The sequence below is a fragment of the Variovorax sp. AC194 genome (assembly GCF_979257995.1).
This window is the reverse complement of the sequence record NZ_OZ409823.1, coordinates 2,679,726-2,694,624: the sequence shown is the minus strand read 5'-3', so window position 1 is coordinate 2,694,624 and position 14,899 is coordinate 2,679,726. Positions and strand designations below refer to the sequence as shown.

The following is a 14,899-nucleotide window of genomic DNA, read 5'->3' as shown; positions in this document are numbered from 1 at the left end:
TCTTCTTCGGCTTCTTCTTCTCGCGTTCTTCTCTTTGGCGCGGCGGTGGTTGTTGCGCTGCCGACGCCATGTTTCGTCGGGGAAAGCACAAGGCGACATGGCAGGCGCTCCTGCCAAAATGCCATGCACCCTGCAACGGAGAAACACATGAACCAACGCATCGTCGCACTCGCCGCCAGGCTGGCCATCGGTCTTGCTGCCAGTGCACCAAGACCGAGACCCTGATCGCTTGAGAACGACGCCCCTCATCTGCTCTTCATGCCCGATTTCCGCTCACCCGGTTTCCTCGTCGACCACATCCGGCACACGCTGGCCTTCTACGACGCGCGCGACGCCGACGCTTCGGGCGGCTTCTTCCACTTCTTCAGGGACGGCGGCACCGTCTACGACCGCCGCACGCGCCACCTGGTGAGCAGCGCGCGCTTCGTGTTCAACCATGCGAACGCGTACCGCCGCTTCGGCCAGGCAGCCGACCTCGACGCCACGCGCCACGGCCTGGCCTTCCTGCACGGCGTGCATGCGCTGCCAGGGGGCGGTTTTGCGTGGCTCCTCGACTGGCACGAAGGCCGCGCCACGGTGCAGGACAACACGCAGCACTGCTACGGCCTGGCCTTCGTGCTGCTCGCGCATGCGCATGCGCTGATGGCCGGCGTGACCGAGGCGCGCGAAGGGCTGGCGCACGCGTGGGACCTGATGGAGCGGCACTTCTGGGAGCCGCGCCACGACCTCTACGCCGACGAAGCCACGGCCGACTGGCGCGTCGCGCCCTACCGCGGTCAGAACGCCAACATGCATGCCTGCGAGGCGATGATGGCGGCCTTCGAGGCAACGCGCGACACACGCTACCTCGACCGCGCGCTCGCGCTCGCAGAGGCTGTGACGGGCCGCCAGGCCGCGCTGGCCGACGGCCTCGTGTGGGAGCACTACCACGCGGACTGGTCGATCGACTGGGACTTCAACCGCGGCGACCGCAGCGACATCTTCCGGCCCTGGGGTTTCCAGACCGGCCACCTGACCGAGTGGGCCAAGCTGCTGCTGCAGCTGGAGCGCCTCTTGAACGCCCAAGGCCGCGAGGCCGGCTGGATCGTGCCGCGCGCGCGCCACTTCTTCGACACCGCGATGTTCCGCGGCTGGGATGCGGACAACGGTGGGCTGGTCTACGGCTTCGCGCCCGACGGCGCGGTGTACGACGGCGACAAGTATTTCTGGGTGCAGGCCGAGAGCTTCGCCGCCGCCGCCCTGCTGGCGGTGCGCACCGGCGAGGCGAGCTACTGGGACTGGTACGACAGCATCTGGGCGTATTCGTGGGCGCACTTCGTGGACCACAAGCATGGCGCGTGGTACCGCATCCTGACGCCGCAGAACCGGAAGATCAGCGACGAGAAGAGCCCGGCCGGCAAGACCGATTACCACACGATGGGCGCGTGCTACGACGTGCTGAAGGCGCTGGGCAAATAAAAACCCCCAGGGTTCCGAAGAAGCCTGGGGGTGACGACAGGGCCTGTTATCAGTGCGTCAGTGCGTCAGTGCGCGCCGGCCGCGGCGTCGCCGCCGGCGCCGCCCTTCTGCGGCTTGGCCAGCCACACCAGCGGGATCAGCAGCAGGAACAGGATCGCCGACGCATAGAAGATGTCGTTCGTCGCCAGCATGTAGGCCTGCTGGTCCACGAGGCGATTGATCTGCCCCATCACCTGGTCGGTGCTGAAGCCGCTGCTGGAGAGCCCGGCCATTGCGCTGGTGGCGGCGTTGTTGCCCTGGTTGATGGTTTCGGCCAGTTGCGAATGGTGCAGCGTCGCGCGGTTGTCCCACAGCGTGGTGGTGAGCGACGTGCCCATGGCACCGGCCGTGATCCGCAGGAAATTCGACAACCCCGATGCGGCCGGAATGCGGTCGGGCGTGAGGCCCGACAGCGTGATCGTCACCAGCGGGATGAAGAAGAACGCCATCGCGATGCCCTGGATGATCGTCGGGATGATGATCGTCACGAAGTCGGCCTGCGTGTTGAAGTTCGAGCGCATCCACAGGATCAGCGCGAACACCAGGAACGAGAAGGTCGCATAGCGGCGCGGATCGATCTTGGCCACCGTGAGCCCCACGATCGGCGAGAAGAAGATCGCCAGCAGCCCCACCGGCGCCATGATCATCCCCGCCTGCGTCGCGGTGTAGCCCATCCATTGCTGCAGCCACAGCGGCAACAGCACCACGTTGCCGAAGAAGAGGCCGTAGGCCACGGCCGTTGCCACGGCGCCCGACCAGAAGTTGCGGCGCTTGAAGAGCGAGAGGTCGACCACCGGGTGCTTGTCGGTCAGCTCCCAGATGAGGAAGAACGCGAAGCCCACCACGGCCACCACCGCCATCGTGACGATCTGCGGCGAGTGGAACCAATCGAGCTCCTTGCCCTTGTCGAGCATCAGCTGCATCGAGCCCACCCACAGCACCAGCAGCGCGAGGCCGATGGCGTCGATCGGCACCTTGTGCGTCGTGCTCTCGCGCTTGCGATAGAGCGCCCAGGTGATGGAAGCCGCGACGATGCCCACGGGGATGTTGATGTAGAAGATCCACGGCCACGAGATGTTGTCGGTGATCCAGCCGCCCAGGAGCGGCCCCATCACCGGCGCGACCAGCGTGGTCATGGACCACATCGCCATCGCCAGGCCCGCCTTGGCCTTCGGGTAACTGGACAGCAGCAGCGTCTGCGACAGCGGAATCATCGGACCCGCGACGAAGCCCTGCAGCGCGCGGAACAGGATGAGCGTGGTCATGTTCGGCGCCAGGCCGCACAGCAGCGAGGCCATCATGAACAGGATCACGCTGGCCATGAACAGGCGCACCTGGCCGAAGCGCTGGGTCATGAAACCCGTGAGCGGCACCGCGATGGCGTTGGCCACCGCGAAGCTGGTGATGACCCAGGTGCCCTGCGTGGTGCTCACGCCCAGGTCGCCCGAGATGGCGGGCAACGACACGTTCGCGATCGACGAGTCGAGCACGTTCATGAAGGTTGCCGCGGAGAGCGCGATCGTGCCCCACACGCGGGCGGAGCCCTCGAGCGGTGGGTGCGCTATGTAAGCGGGAGCGGCGGTGGCCATTGCGCGTGCTTTTTCAGTTCAAGCGAAACGGGCAACGATCAACCGGGCTGGCCCTGCGTGGCCACCTGGGCGCCGATGGCGGCCGGTGCCGACGTCGCAGCAGGCGCGCCCTTGGCCGGTGCGGCAGCGGTGTTGGCCGGTGCGGCGCGGCCCAGGTTGGCCGCGACGATGCGGTCCACTTCGGCATCGGCGCCGCGGTCCAGCTGGCTGTAGACCTGCGTCTGCGTGAGCGCGCTGCCGCGCGGCGCGTCGGCGAGCATCTTGCCGCTCTTGGAGGAGATGTCGATCTCCGCGTCCATCGACAGGCCGATGCGCAGCGGGTTGGCCTTGAGCTGCTCGGGGTCCAGCGCGATGCGCACGGGCACGCGCTGCACCACCTTGATCCAGTTGCCGGTGGCGTTCTGCGCGGGCAGCAACGCGAACGCGCTGCCGGTGCCCACGCCCAGGCCCGCGACCTTGCCGTCGTATTCGACCTTCTTGCCGTAGACGTCGGCCGTGAGCTTCACGGGCTGGTCGATGCGGATGTTGCGCAGCTGCACTTCCTTGAAGTTGGCATCGACCCACAGCTGGTTGAGCGGCACGATCGACATCATCGGCGTGCCGGCGGCGACGCGCTGGCCGAGCTGCACGGTGCGCTTGGCGACGTAGCCGTCGACCGGTGCGGGCATCGCGACGCGCTGCGTGGCCAGGTACGCCTCGCGCACCTTGGCGGCGGCGGCCAGCACGCTGGGGTGCTGCGCCACGCTGGTGCCGTCGGTCAGCGACTGGTTGCTCACCAGCGCTTCCTTGGCGGCGACGACGCCGGCCTGCGCGGCGGCAAGCTGGCTCTTGGCGGTGTCCAGCTGCGTCTCGGCGTGGTTGAGTTCTTCCTTGGACACCGCGCCGTTGCCTGAGAGCGCGCGACGGCGTTGCAGGTCGTCCTGCGCCTTGGCGATGTCGCTCTGCGCCTTGACGATGTCCGACTGGCGCAGCGTGACCTGCGCGGCCAGCGAGCCGTTGTTGGCGTAGAGGGTGCGCACCTGGCGCACGGCCTGCGCGAGCGCGGCCTCGGCCTGCTCGAGCGAGACCTTGGCATCGGCCGGGTCCAGCTGCACCAGCGGCTGGCCGGCCTTCACGAAGTCGGTGTCGTCGGCGTTGATGGCCATGACGGTGCCGCCGATCTGCGGCGTGATCTGGATAACGTTGCCCTGCACGTAGGCGTTGTCGGTGTCCTCGTAATGGCTGGCGACCAGCCATTCGTAGAGGCCCCAGCCGCCGCCGGCGACGATGACCACGGCCGCGAGGGCCGTGAGCGCGCGGCGGCGCTTGCCGTTGCCGGCGGGGGCTTCGGGTGCAGCAACGGCTGTGGGGGCTGCGGAAGCAGCGGGCGTCGGAGTGTTGTTGTCGCTCATGATGAATTTCTTTCCGAAAACGAGGGAGTCGGGAGCCGTGTCAGCGCGGTTCTTTTCAGTTCACTGCGGCCGTCGGGGCCGATGCCGTGGCCGTCGAGGTCGACGGGGGCTGCCAGCCGCCGCCGAGAGCACGCGCGAGGCCCACCTGCGTGTCGAGCGCGCGCGCGGCCAGATCGACGGCCAGGCGGCGCTGCGCCAGCACGGAGGTCTCCGCGGTCAGCACGTTGAGGTAGTTGCCCAAGCCGGCGCGATAACGCTGCACGGCGATGTCGTAGGCGCCTTCGGCGGCCGTTTGCGCAGCGCGCTGCTCGGTCTGCTGGCGGGTGATCGACTGCGCGCTGGACACCTGGTCGGCCGCATCGCGCACCGCATCGATGACCGTGGCGTTGTAGCTCTCGACCGCCACGTCCAGGTCGGCCGACTTGCCGCGCAGGTTGGCGCGCAGCTTGCCGCCTTCGAAGATCGGCAGGCTGATGGCCGGGCCCACGCCCCACTGTTCGCTGCCCGACTTGAGCAGCTTGCCGAAACCCAGGCTCTGGAAGCCGACGAAGGCCGTGAGGTTCACGTTGGGATAGAACTGGGTCTTGGCATTGGCCACGTCGCTGGTGGCCGCCTCGACGCGCCAGCGCGCGGCGGCGATGTCGGCGCGGCGGCCCAGCAGGTCGGCCGGGATGTTGGCCTGCAGCGCCATCGGCTTGACGCCGTCGAGCATTGGAGGCTTGAGCGAGGCCGACACGTTGGGCTGGCCCACGAGCGCATCGAGCGCGTGCTGCTGCAGCGCGATCTGTTCGTTGAGCGCTTCGATCTGCTGGCGCGCTTCGGGCAGGCCGCCTTCGCTCTGGCGCAGTTCGAGGCGGGTGTCCAGGCCGGCGGAGACGCGGTCGCGCACGAGCTTCAAGGTTTCGTCGCGCTGGGCGAGCGTGCGCTGCGCCACGGTGAGCTGGTCGTTCAGGCGCGCCCACTGGAAGTAGCTGCGTGCGACGTTGCTGGCCAGCAGCACGCGGGCGGCGTCGGCATCGGCCGCGGCGGCGTTGGCGGCGCCGATGGCCGTATCGAGCGCGGTGCGGTTCTTGCCGAAGAAGTCGAGCTCCCAGCTTGCGCCCAGCTGCAGCAGGCCGATGTTCTGCGTCGAGCCGCCCAGCGGCGCGGGGTAGATGTAGTTGCTGTTGAACTTCTGGCGGTTCAGGTCGAGCTCGCCGTTGACCTTGGGCTTGAGCGCCGCGCCGGCGATGTCCGCCGAAGCCTGCGCACGCGCGAGGCGGGCCTGCGCGACCTGCAGGTTCGGATTGCCGGCCACGGCCTGGTCGATCAGCGTGTTGAGCTGCGTGTCGCCGAAGGCGAGCCACCATTGGGTGTCGAGCCGGGAGACGGGCGCTGCCGCGGTGTCGGGCGCGATGCCGAGCGACGAGGCGTCGCGCAGCTTGGCCTGCGAGCCGATGCCGGCCATGTCGGCACAACCGGCCAAGGCGACCAGCAAGGCGGCTGCCACGATGGGAGTGCGACGCACAGCGCGCAGGACGGGAGTGCGACGCACAGCGCGCACGGCGAGGGAATCATTCATTTTTATCTCCACGGGCCGCAAGGGCCTGCGCGTTGTCGAGGATGCGGCGCAAGTAACCCTTGAGCTGCTCCCATTCCTCGGTGGTGAAACCTGCCAGGTGCTCGTTCTGCACGCGGCTGAGCACGTAAGGCACTTCCTTGGCGGCGGCACGGCCTTCGTCGGTGAGTTCGATGTTGACCACGCGGCGGTCTTCGAGCGAACGCACCCGGCGGCACAGGCCCTTGGCTTCGAGGCGGTCGAGCAGCCGTGTCATGGCGCCGGTGTCCAGTTCGCAGGCCCGGGCCAGTTCGGCCACCGTGGTGGCCGCGCCGATGTGCAGCTTGTACAGCGGCACCCACTGCGGAAAGGTCGGGCTGCCGGGATCGCACATGCGGGTTTCTACCGATTGGGCCACCGCCGTGACGATGCGGCGCATCAGGTAACCGATGCTGTCCTCGGCACGGTAGTTTTCCGCCCGATAGAAGACGGGCGGACGACGCACAGCGTCATCGGGGTCCGATGAGGCCTTCGGGGTGTTTGCATCGCTCATGGGTCGGAATATTAGCTGCCATGGCAGTTATTGTCAAGGCTGCCTTTGTAGAGGCAAGGTTTCGGTAGAATCCGCGCCCATGGCTTCCTCCCCACCGTCTTCCATGGCCAAGGGCTCGCCCCGGTCGCTGTCGGGGCTGAGCCCCTTTCTTCGCCCTTACCGCGTGCAGATCGTGCTGGCGGCCGTTTTCCTGGTGATGGCGGCGGTCACGACGCTGGCCTTTCCGCTGGCGCTGCGCAGCCTGATCGACGGCGGGCTGATCAACCCCGACAAGGGCGCTCAGACCATGGCGCTGCGCGAGCACTTCGGCGCCCTCTTCGCGGTGGCCGTGGCGCTGGGCCTGTTTTCGGCCGCGCGCTTCTACACGGTGAGCTGGCTGGGCGAACGCGTCACGGCCGACTTGCGCAACGCGGTCTACGGCCACGTGCTGCACCAGAGCCCGGCTTTCTTCGAGACCACGCAGACCGGCGAGGTGCTCTCGCGCCTGACGGCCGACACGACGCTGGTGCAGACGGTCGTCGGCTCGTCCCTCAGCATGGGCCTGCGCAACGCGGTGATGGGCGTGGGCGCGCTGGCCGTGCTGGTCTGGACCAATCCTTACGTGATGGTGCAGGTACTGGGCATCCTGGTGCTGGTGGTGCTGCCAAGCATGTGGTTCGGCCGGCGCGTGCGCAAGCTCTCGCGCGCGAGCCAGGACCGCGTGGCCGATTCGAGCGCCATCGCGGCCGAAGTGCTGAACGCGATCCCGGTGGTGCAGAGCTACACGGCCGAAGCCCGCGAGGCCTCGCGCTTCGACGCCTCGACCGAGAACGCCTTCCGCACCGCGGTCCGCCGCACCAAGGCGCGCTCGGTGCTCGTGGCCTTCATCATCATCGCGACCTCCGCGGCGCTGCTCTGGGGCCTTTACCAGGGCACGCAAGCCGTGCTGCGTGGCGACATCACGGCCGGCCATCTCGGCCAGACCGTGGTCTACGTGGCCATCCTCGCAAGCGCGACGGCCGTGCTCGGCGAGGTGTACGGCGACCTGTTGCGCGCGGCCGGGGCCACCGAGCGGCTGATGGAACTGCTGCATGCGCCGGCCGTCATCACCTCGCCCCCGAATCCGACGGTCACGCCGATTCCGGCTGCGGGCAGCACGATCAAACTCGACGCAGTGACCTTCCACTACCCATCGCGGCCCGGCACGCCGGCGCTGCGCGATTTCAGCCTCGACATCGCGCCCGGCGAGACGGTGGCGCTGGTCGGCTCCAGCGGCGCGGGCAAGAGCACGGTGTTCCAGCTGCTCCTGCGCTATTACGACCCGCAGTCGGGCCAGCTGCTGCTGGACGGCGCGCCGCTGGCATCGCTCGCCCTGCCCGACCTGCGCACCCGCATCGGGTTGGTGCCGCAGGACGCGGTGATCTTTTCGGCCAGCGCGTTCGAGAACATCCGCTACGGCCGGCCCGAAGCCACGACAGACGAAGTGCATGCAGCAGCTCGCGCCGCCTTCGCGCACGACTTCCTGACAGCATTGCCCGAGGGCTACGACACCTTCCTCGGCGAGCGCGGCGTGCGCCTCTCCGGCGGCCAGCGCCAGCGCATCGCGATTGCACGCGCGATCCTCAAGAACCCGCCCTTGCTGCTGCTGGACGAGGCCACCAGTGCCCTGGATGCAGAAAGCGAACGCATGGTGCAGGCCGCGCTCGAGTCGGCGATGGAAGGCCGCACGACGCTGGTCATCGCGCACCGCCTGGCGACCGTGCAGAAGGCAGATCGCATCATCGTGCTGGACCACGGCGGCATCGTCGAACAGGGAACGCACGCGGCGCTGGTGGCACAAGGCGGGGTCTACGCCCGCCTGGCCGCGCTTCAATTCACGGCCTGAGCTGCGGGGCGCTTACTGCAGCGTCTCTTTGAGCGCTGCGGGCATCGGCAGCGGCATCACCGCAATGCCTTCGTCGAGCAGCGCCTCGGTCTGCTCGGGCGTCGCCTGCCCACGGATGCCGCGCTCTTCGGCTTCGCCGTAGTGCATCTTGCGGGCCTCTTCGGCAAAGCGTTCGCCGACGTCCTCGGTCTTGGCGATGACTTCGCGCATGGCGCGCATCCAGCGGGCTTCGGGAGAAAGTGGGGCCGACACCTGCGAGGGCGCTGCGGGTGCCGCTTCTGCTGCCGGCGCCTTGGCGTTACCAAGATTGAGGCGCGGCGCGCTCAGCAGCTTGACGATCGCGGTGTCGCCGCAGACCGGGCATTCGACCAGCCCACTGGCCAACTGGGTCTCGAAGGCCTCGTTGGACGCGAACCAGCCCTCGAAGCCATGGCCATGCGTGCAGCGGAGATCGAGGACCTTCATGCGCGGATTATCCCGCGCCGCCTTGCGACGCCGCCGCTTTCCAGTCGAGTGCCCATGCGCCGGAGAGGACGTTCTGCATCCACAGGGTGCAGGTCAATGACTTGGCATCGGTCACGGTGCCGTCGCGGCACCAGCCGATCATTTCCTCGGGCGTTGCGGTGAACACGTCGAGGAATTCACCGTGGTCCAGCTGCCGTTCGCCGAGCGAGAGGCCCCGCGCGAAGTAGATGTGGATGATCTCGGTCGAGTACGCCACGGCCAGGTGCATCGCACCGGCATGCGCCCATTCACGCGCGGTGTAGCCGGTTTCCTCGAGCAGTTCGCGCTGGCCGCAGACCAGCGGGTCCTCGCCCGGATCGAGCTTGCCCGCCGGAAACTCGACCATCACATGGCCCACCGGGTAGCGGTACTGCCGCTCCAGCACCACGCGCCCATCGTCGAGCAGCGGAATCACCACCACCGCGCCGGGATGCACCACGTACTCGCGCGTGGCGTTGTGGCCGTCGGGCAGGCGGATGGTGTCGCGCTTGGCCTGCAGGAACTTGCCCTTGAAGAGCTCCTCGCTGCTGACGAGTTCTTCCCTCAGGTGCGAATCGGCGATGGGTGATGTCATGTCGTTCAGTGCCTGTGCTTCATCAGGTAGCGCCAGGTGAACCCTGGAAAGGCCAGCACGATGAAGAGCGCGCCGGTCACCGCGTAGAACTCCCAGCCCTGCGGCGAGATCTGCCCTGCCCTGCGCTCGAACAAGAGGCCGATGCCGCCGGCAATGAAGTACAGCACCACCAGCTCGGCAAAGCGGATCGCCAGCGATTTGCGCTTTGCCGGCAGCGGCACGGCGCCGAACAGGCGCTCGTTGAAGAACGGCAGGTTGGCGGCCAGGAGCGCCACCAGCAGGACGACCCAGACCGACGCGGTTTGCGACACCGTGGGCCGGCCGCGTCAGTGGGCCAGCGTGGCCGCGATGGCGTCGTAGCACAGCGTCATCAGACCGCCGGGCAGCACGCCGAGAATCAGGATCAGTGCGCCGTTGATCGTGAGCACGGTGCGCACGTCGAACGATGCCGACACGGTGGTGGCCGTGACCGGTGCGTCGAAGTACATGACCTTGACCACGCGCAGGTAGTAGAAGGCGCCGACCAGCGACATCATCACGGCGAACACCGCAAGACCGATGTAGATCGCCTGGCCCGAAGCGATCAGCGCCTGCAGCACGGCCAGCTTCGCGTAGAAGCCGACCAGCGGCGGCAGACCCGCCAGCGAGAACATCGCAATCGCCATCACACCGGCGTACAGCGGGCTGCGCTGGTTGAGGCCTGCGAGGTCGGTGATCTCTTCGCTCTCGAAGCCTTCGCGCGCCAAGAGCAGGATGATGCCGAAGCTCGCCAGCGTGGTGAGCACGTAGGTCACGATGTAGAACATCGAGGCGCTGTAGGCGGCCTGTGCGTTCTGTGTGCCCGACAGGTCCGAGCCCGCGACCATGCCCAGCAGCATGAAGCCCATCTGCGAGATGGTCGAGTAGGCGAGCATCCGCTTGAGGTTGCTCTGCGCGATGGCGGCCAGGTTACCGATCAGCAGCGACGCGATGGCCAGCACGGCCAGCATCTGCTGCCAGTCGATCGCGAGCGGCTGCAGCCCATCGACCAAGAGGCGGATGATGATGCCGAAGGCGGCCAGCTCGGGCGCCGCGCCGATCAGCAGCGTGACGGCCGTGGGCGCACCCTGGTAGACGTCGGGCACCCACATGTGGAAAGGCGCTGCGCCCACCTTGAACGCCAGGCCGGCCACGATGAACACGAGGCCGAACACCAGCACCTGGTGGTTGACCTTGCCGGTCGAGATCGCCTTGAACACTTCGTTCAGGTCGAGCGAGCCAGTCGCGCCGTACATCATCGAGAGGCCGTACAGCAGGAAGCCGCTGGCCATCGCGCCGAGCACGAAGTACTTCATGGCCGCTTCGCTGGCCACCGCGTTGTCGCGGCGCAGCGCCACGAGCGCATAGCTCGAGAGCGTGAGCAGTTCCAGGCCCAGGTAGATCAGCAGGAAGTTGCTGCCCGAGATCATCACGAACATGCCCAGGAGCGCGAACATGCTCACGGTGAACAGTTCGCCGCCGCGCAGCATCTCGCGGTCGGCCGCATAGGGGCGGCCGTAGATCAGGGTGACCATCAGGGCGATGGTGGCGAAGCACTTGAGCCAGTTGCCCATCGAGTCGCTCACGACCATGCCGCCGAAGCCGTAGGCGGTCTTGCCGTCGAGCGCGGCCATGCCGGTGAGCACGGCCACCACCAGCAGCGTGAGCAGCGTCAGCACATAGGTGCGGGTGCGGCGCGGGCTCATGTCCGACAGGTCGACCAGCGCAATGATGCAGGCCATGACCAGCAACACGATTTCGGGGTAGATCGTGACCCAGCTGAGTTTGTCAATCATCTCGTTCTCTTGTCTTCAGCGTGGCATCAGGAGGGCAGCTTCGAAACTGCCACGTGGCGCAGGAGCTCGGTCACCGAAGCATCCATTGCATCGGTGAATGGCTTCGGATAAAGGCCCATCCACAACACGGCGATCGCCAGCAGCGACAGCATCAGGAACTCGCGGGCGTTGATGTCGGAGAGCTCCTTGACGTGGTCGTTGCCGACCGGGCCGAGGTACACGCGCTTGTACATCCAGAGGGTGTAGGCGGCGCCGAAGATCAGCGCGGTTGCTGCCCCCAGGCCGATCCAGAAGTTGGCCTTCACGGCGCCCAGGATCACCATCCACTCACCCACGAAACCGGCGGTGCCCGGCAGGCCGCAGTTGGCCATGGCGAACAGCAGCGCGAAGGCGGCGAACTTGGGCATGGTGTTGACCACGCCGCCGTAGTCGGCGATCTGGCGCGAGTGCACGCGGTCGTACAGCACGCCGATGCCCAGGAACATGGCGCCCGAGACGAAGCCGTGGGCGATCATCTGCACGATGCCGCCGGCGACGCCCAGCTCGTTGAAGATGAAGAAGCCCAGCGTGACGAAGCCCATGTGGGCGACCGACGAGTAGGCCACCAGCTTCTTCATGTCCTGCTGCACCAACGCCACCAGGCCCACGTAGATCACTGCGATGAGCGATAGCGCGATCATGAGCCAGGCCCATTCGTGCGAGGCGTCGGGCGCGATGGGCATCGAGAAACGAAGGAAGCCGTAGGCACCCAGCTTCAGCATGATCGCGGCCAGCACGGCCGAGCCGCCGGTGGGCGCCTCGACGTGCACGTCGGGCAGCCACGTGTGGACCGGCCACATCGGCACCTTCACGGCGAAGGCCGCGAAGAAGGCGAAGAACAGGAAGGTCTGCGCGGTCGAGCCCAGCGGCAGCTTGTGCCAGGCCAGGATGTCGAAGCTGCCGCCCGACTTGTTGTACAGGAAGATCAGCGCCACCAGCATCAGCAGCGAGCCGAGCAAGGTGTAGAGGAAGAACTTGAACGCCGCGTAGATCTTGTTCGGGCCGCCCCAGATGCCGATGATCAGGTACATCGGGATCAGCGTGGCCTCGAAGAACACGTAGAACAGGATGCCGTCCAGCGCGGAGAACACGCCGATCATGAAACCCGAGAGGATCAGGAACGCGCCCATGTACTGGTTCACGCGCTCGGTGATCACTTCCCAGGCCGAGATCACGACCACGACCGTGATGAACGAGGTCAGCAGCACCATCCACAGCGACAGGCCGTCAAGACCGATGTGGTAGTTGACGTTGAAGCGGGAGATCCAGCTCGTCTTCTCGACGAACTGCATGGCGGCGGTTCCGTTCTGGAAGCGCGTGAACAGCGGCACCGTGACCAGGAAGCTCACGATGGCACCGACGAGCGCGACCCAGCGCACGCCCTTGGCATGCTCTTCGCGGCCAAACGCCAGCAGCACGGCGCCGAATGCGATCGGCACCCAGATGGCAAGGCTCAACAAACCCATTTTTCTTTTTCTCCAGCGTTCGGGCTCAGCGTTTGAACCAGACGAAGTACGTCATCAGGATGAAGATGCCGAGCAGCATCGCGAAGGCATAGTGATAGATGTAGCCCGACTGCACCCAGCGCACCACGCTGGAGACACGGCCGATCACTTTCCACGAACCATTGACCACGGCACCGTCGATCAGGGCCTGGTCGCCGCCCTTCCAGAGGCCGGTACCGAGCGCGCGCGCACCGCGGGCGATGATGTTCTCGTTGATCCAGTCGAGGTAGTACTTGTTCTCGAGCAGGCGGTAGATCGGCTCGCAGGCGCGCTTGATCGCGGCCGGCAGCGCCGGGTTGATCATGTACATGTAGTACGACAGCACCACACCCGCCAGCGCCAGCCAGAACGGCGCGGCCTGCAGGCCGTGGATCGCCATGGCGACGGGGCCGTGGAAGGCTTCTTCCAGTTCCTTCATGGCGTGGTGCCTGGTACCGTCCACGAAGATCGCCTGCTTGAAGAACTCGCCGAAGAGCATCGGCTCGATCGTCATGAAGCCGATCACCACCGAGGGGATGGCCAGCAGCACCAGCGGCAGCCAGACCACCCAGGGCGATTCGTGCGGCTTGTGGGCGTCATGGCCGTGGCCGTGATCGCCGTGCGCATCGTGCGCGTGGTCGTCATGGTGCGCATCGGGGTTCTGGTCGTAGCGTTCCTTGCCGTGGAAGACCAGGAAGTACATGCGGAACGAATAGAACGCCGTGATGAACACGCCCGCCAGCACCGCGTAGTAGGCGAAGTTCGCGCCCCACAGGTGACTCTCGTGCACCGCTTCGATGATGCTGTCCTTCGAGTAGAAGCCAGCGAAGAACGGCGTTCCGATCAGCGCGAGCGAACCCAGCAGCGACGTGATCCAGGTGATCGGCATGTACTTGCGCACGCCGCCCATCCATCGGATGTCCTGGTTGTGGTGCATGCCGATGATCACCGAGCCCGCGCCGAGGAACAGCAGCGCCTTGAAGAACGCGTGCGTCATCAGGTGGAACACCGCGACCGAGTAGGCCGAGGCACCGAGCGCCACCGTCATGTAGCCCAGCTGCGAGAGCGTGGAGTACGCGACCACGCGCTTGATGTCGTTCTGGATGATGCCGAGGAACCCCATGAAGAGCGCCGTGATGGCGCCGATCACGAGGATGAAGCTCAGGGCCGTGTCGCTCAGCTCGAACAGCGGCGACATGCGCGCCACCATGAAGATGCCGGCGGTCACCATCGTGGCCGCGTGGATCAGCGCGGAGATGGGCGTCGGGCCTTCCATCGAATCGGGCAGCCACACGTGCAGCGGGAACTGCGCGCTCTTGCCCATCGCGCCGATGAAGAGACAAATGCAGATCACGGTGATCAGCATCCACTCGGTGCCCGGGAAGGTGATGCCGGCCAGCGTGTTGGCCTTGGCGAAGGCTTCGCCGTAGTTCAGCGTGCCGGCGTAGGCGGCAATGAGGCCGATGCCCAGGATGAAGCCGAAGTCGCCCACGCGGTTGACCAGGAAGGCCTTCATGTTCGCGAAGATCGCCGTGGGCTTGTTGAACCAAAAGCCGATCAGCAGGTACGACACCAGGCCCACCGCTTCCCAGCCGAAGAACAGCTGGAGCATGTTGTTGCTCATGACGAGCATCAGCATCGAGAAGGTGAACAGCGATATGTACGAGAAGAAGCGGTTGTAGCCGTCGTCTTCTTCCATGTAGCCGATGGTGTAGATGTGCACCATCAGCGACACGAAGGTCACCACGCACATCATCATGGCCGTGAGGCCGTCGACCAGGAAGCCGACTTCCATCTTCAGGCCGCCGACGATCATCCACTCGTAGAGCGTCGCGTTGAAGCGGGCACCGTCGACCACCACGCTCTTGAGCGTCATGGCCGAGATGATGAAGGCGACCAGCACGCCCAGGATCGTCAGCGAATGCGTGACCTTGCGGCCGATGTGATTGCCGCCGAACTTGGTGCCGAAAAGGCCTGCGACGGCAGCGCCGACCAGGGGTGCCAGCGGCACGGCCAGCAGGGTGGATGCGGAAAGGGTTGCGCTCATGTTGAT

Annotated in this window: 12 protein-coding genes; 2 read left to right on the top strand and 10 right to left on the bottom strand. The window is 66.5% G+C overall.

The genetic code is table 11. The features are described 5' to 3' along the window. The first annotated feature begins 258 nt into the window (after window positions 1–258). Window positions 259–1,458, top strand: a complete 1,200-nt coding sequence (locus ACZYRS_RS12890) for an AGE family epimerase/isomerase (protein WP_463419586.1) — start codon at window positions 259–261, stop codon at window positions 1,456–1,458. Window positions 1,459–1,523: 65 nt separating this feature from the next. Here the strand turns inward: ACZYRS_RS12890 and ACZYRS_RS12885 are convergent, their stop codons facing one another. Genes ACZYRS_RS12885 through ACZYRS_RS12870 form a run of 4 tightly spaced genes read right to left on the bottom strand, consistent with a single transcriptional unit; the run spans window position 1,524 to window position 6,567 of the window. After that, window positions 1,524–3,086 (bottom strand): DHA2 family efflux MFS transporter permease subunit, encoded by a 1,563-nt coding sequence (locus ACZYRS_RS12885; RefSeq protein WP_463419585.1) that lies wholly within the window; start codon window positions 3,084–3,086, stop codon window positions 1,524–1,526. Between the two features lie 38 nt (window positions 3,087–3,124). Further along, a complete protein-coding gene (locus tag ACZYRS_RS12880; protein ID WP_463419584.1) occupies window positions 3,125–4,477 on the bottom strand; it encodes an HlyD family secretion protein in 1,353 nt (450 codons plus the stop codon). Window positions 4,478–4,532: 55 nt separating this feature from the next. Further along, on the bottom strand, window positions 4,533–6,038 hold the full coding sequence (locus tag ACZYRS_RS12875) for an efflux transporter outer membrane subunit (protein ID WP_463419583.1): 1,506 nt from the start codon (window positions 6,036–6,038) through the stop codon (window positions 4,533–4,535). Then, window positions 6,031–6,567: a MarR family winged helix-turn-helix transcriptional regulator gene (locus tag ACZYRS_RS12870; protein ID WP_198784786.1), complete on the bottom strand. Its 537-nt coding sequence runs from the start codon at window positions 6,565–6,567 to the stop codon at window positions 6,031–6,033. Before ACZYRS_RS12870 ends, ACZYRS_RS12875 begins: the two co-directional genes overlap by 8 nt. 79 nt (window positions 6,568–6,646) lie before the next feature. Between ACZYRS_RS12870 and ACZYRS_RS12865 the strand changes: the two genes are divergently transcribed. After that, on the top strand, window positions 6,647–8,431 hold the full coding sequence (locus tag ACZYRS_RS12865) for an ABC transporter transmembrane domain-containing protein (protein ID WP_463419582.1): 1,785 nt from the start codon (window positions 6,647–6,649) through the stop codon (window positions 8,429–8,431). Window positions 8,432–8,443: 12 nt separating this feature from the next. Here ACZYRS_RS12865 and ACZYRS_RS12860 read toward each other — a convergent pair whose 3' ends face one another. From ACZYRS_RS12860 to nuoL, 6 genes are read right to left on the bottom strand one after another with little or no spacing between them, the layout of a single operon-like run. Then, window positions 8,444–8,896 (bottom strand): DUF1178 family protein, encoded by a 453-nt coding sequence (locus ACZYRS_RS12860; protein ID WP_463419581.1) that lies wholly within the window; start codon window positions 8,894–8,896, stop codon window positions 8,444–8,446. A gap of 7 nt (window positions 8,897–8,903) precedes the next feature. Beyond that, a complete protein-coding gene (locus ACZYRS_RS12855; RefSeq protein ID WP_463419580.1) occupies window positions 8,904–9,509 on the bottom strand; it encodes an NUDIX domain-containing protein in 606 nt (201 codons plus the stop codon). A gap of 5 nt (window positions 9,510–9,514) precedes the next feature. Then, window positions 9,515–9,820, bottom strand: coding sequence for a DUF2818 family protein (locus tag ACZYRS_RS12850; protein ID WP_198784790.1), 306 nt, complete (start codon window positions 9,818–9,820; stop codon window positions 9,515–9,517). 15 nt (window positions 9,821–9,835) lie between these two features. Next, the gene (gene nuoN, locus ACZYRS_RS12845) at window positions 9,836–11,323 is read right to left on the bottom strand and encodes an NADH-quinone oxidoreductase subunit NuoN (protein ID WP_463419579.1); all 1,488 of its coding nucleotides are present in this window, start codon (window positions 11,321–11,323) and stop codon (window positions 9,836–9,838) included. A gap of 26 nt (window positions 11,324–11,349) precedes the next feature. Then, window positions 11,350–12,828, bottom strand: coding sequence for an NADH-quinone oxidoreductase subunit M (locus ACZYRS_RS12840; RefSeq protein ID WP_463419578.1), 1,479 nt, complete (start codon window positions 12,826–12,828; stop codon window positions 11,350–11,352). 25 nt (window positions 12,829–12,853) lie between these two features. After that, window positions 12,854–14,893 carry an NADH-quinone oxidoreductase subunit L gene (gene nuoL, locus ACZYRS_RS12835; protein WP_463419577.1) on the bottom strand — a complete coding sequence of 680 codons (2,040 nt, stop codon included), beginning with the start codon at window positions 14,891–14,893 and terminating at the stop codon, window positions 12,854–12,856. Between the last annotated feature and the right edge of the window lie 6 nt (window positions 14,894–14,899).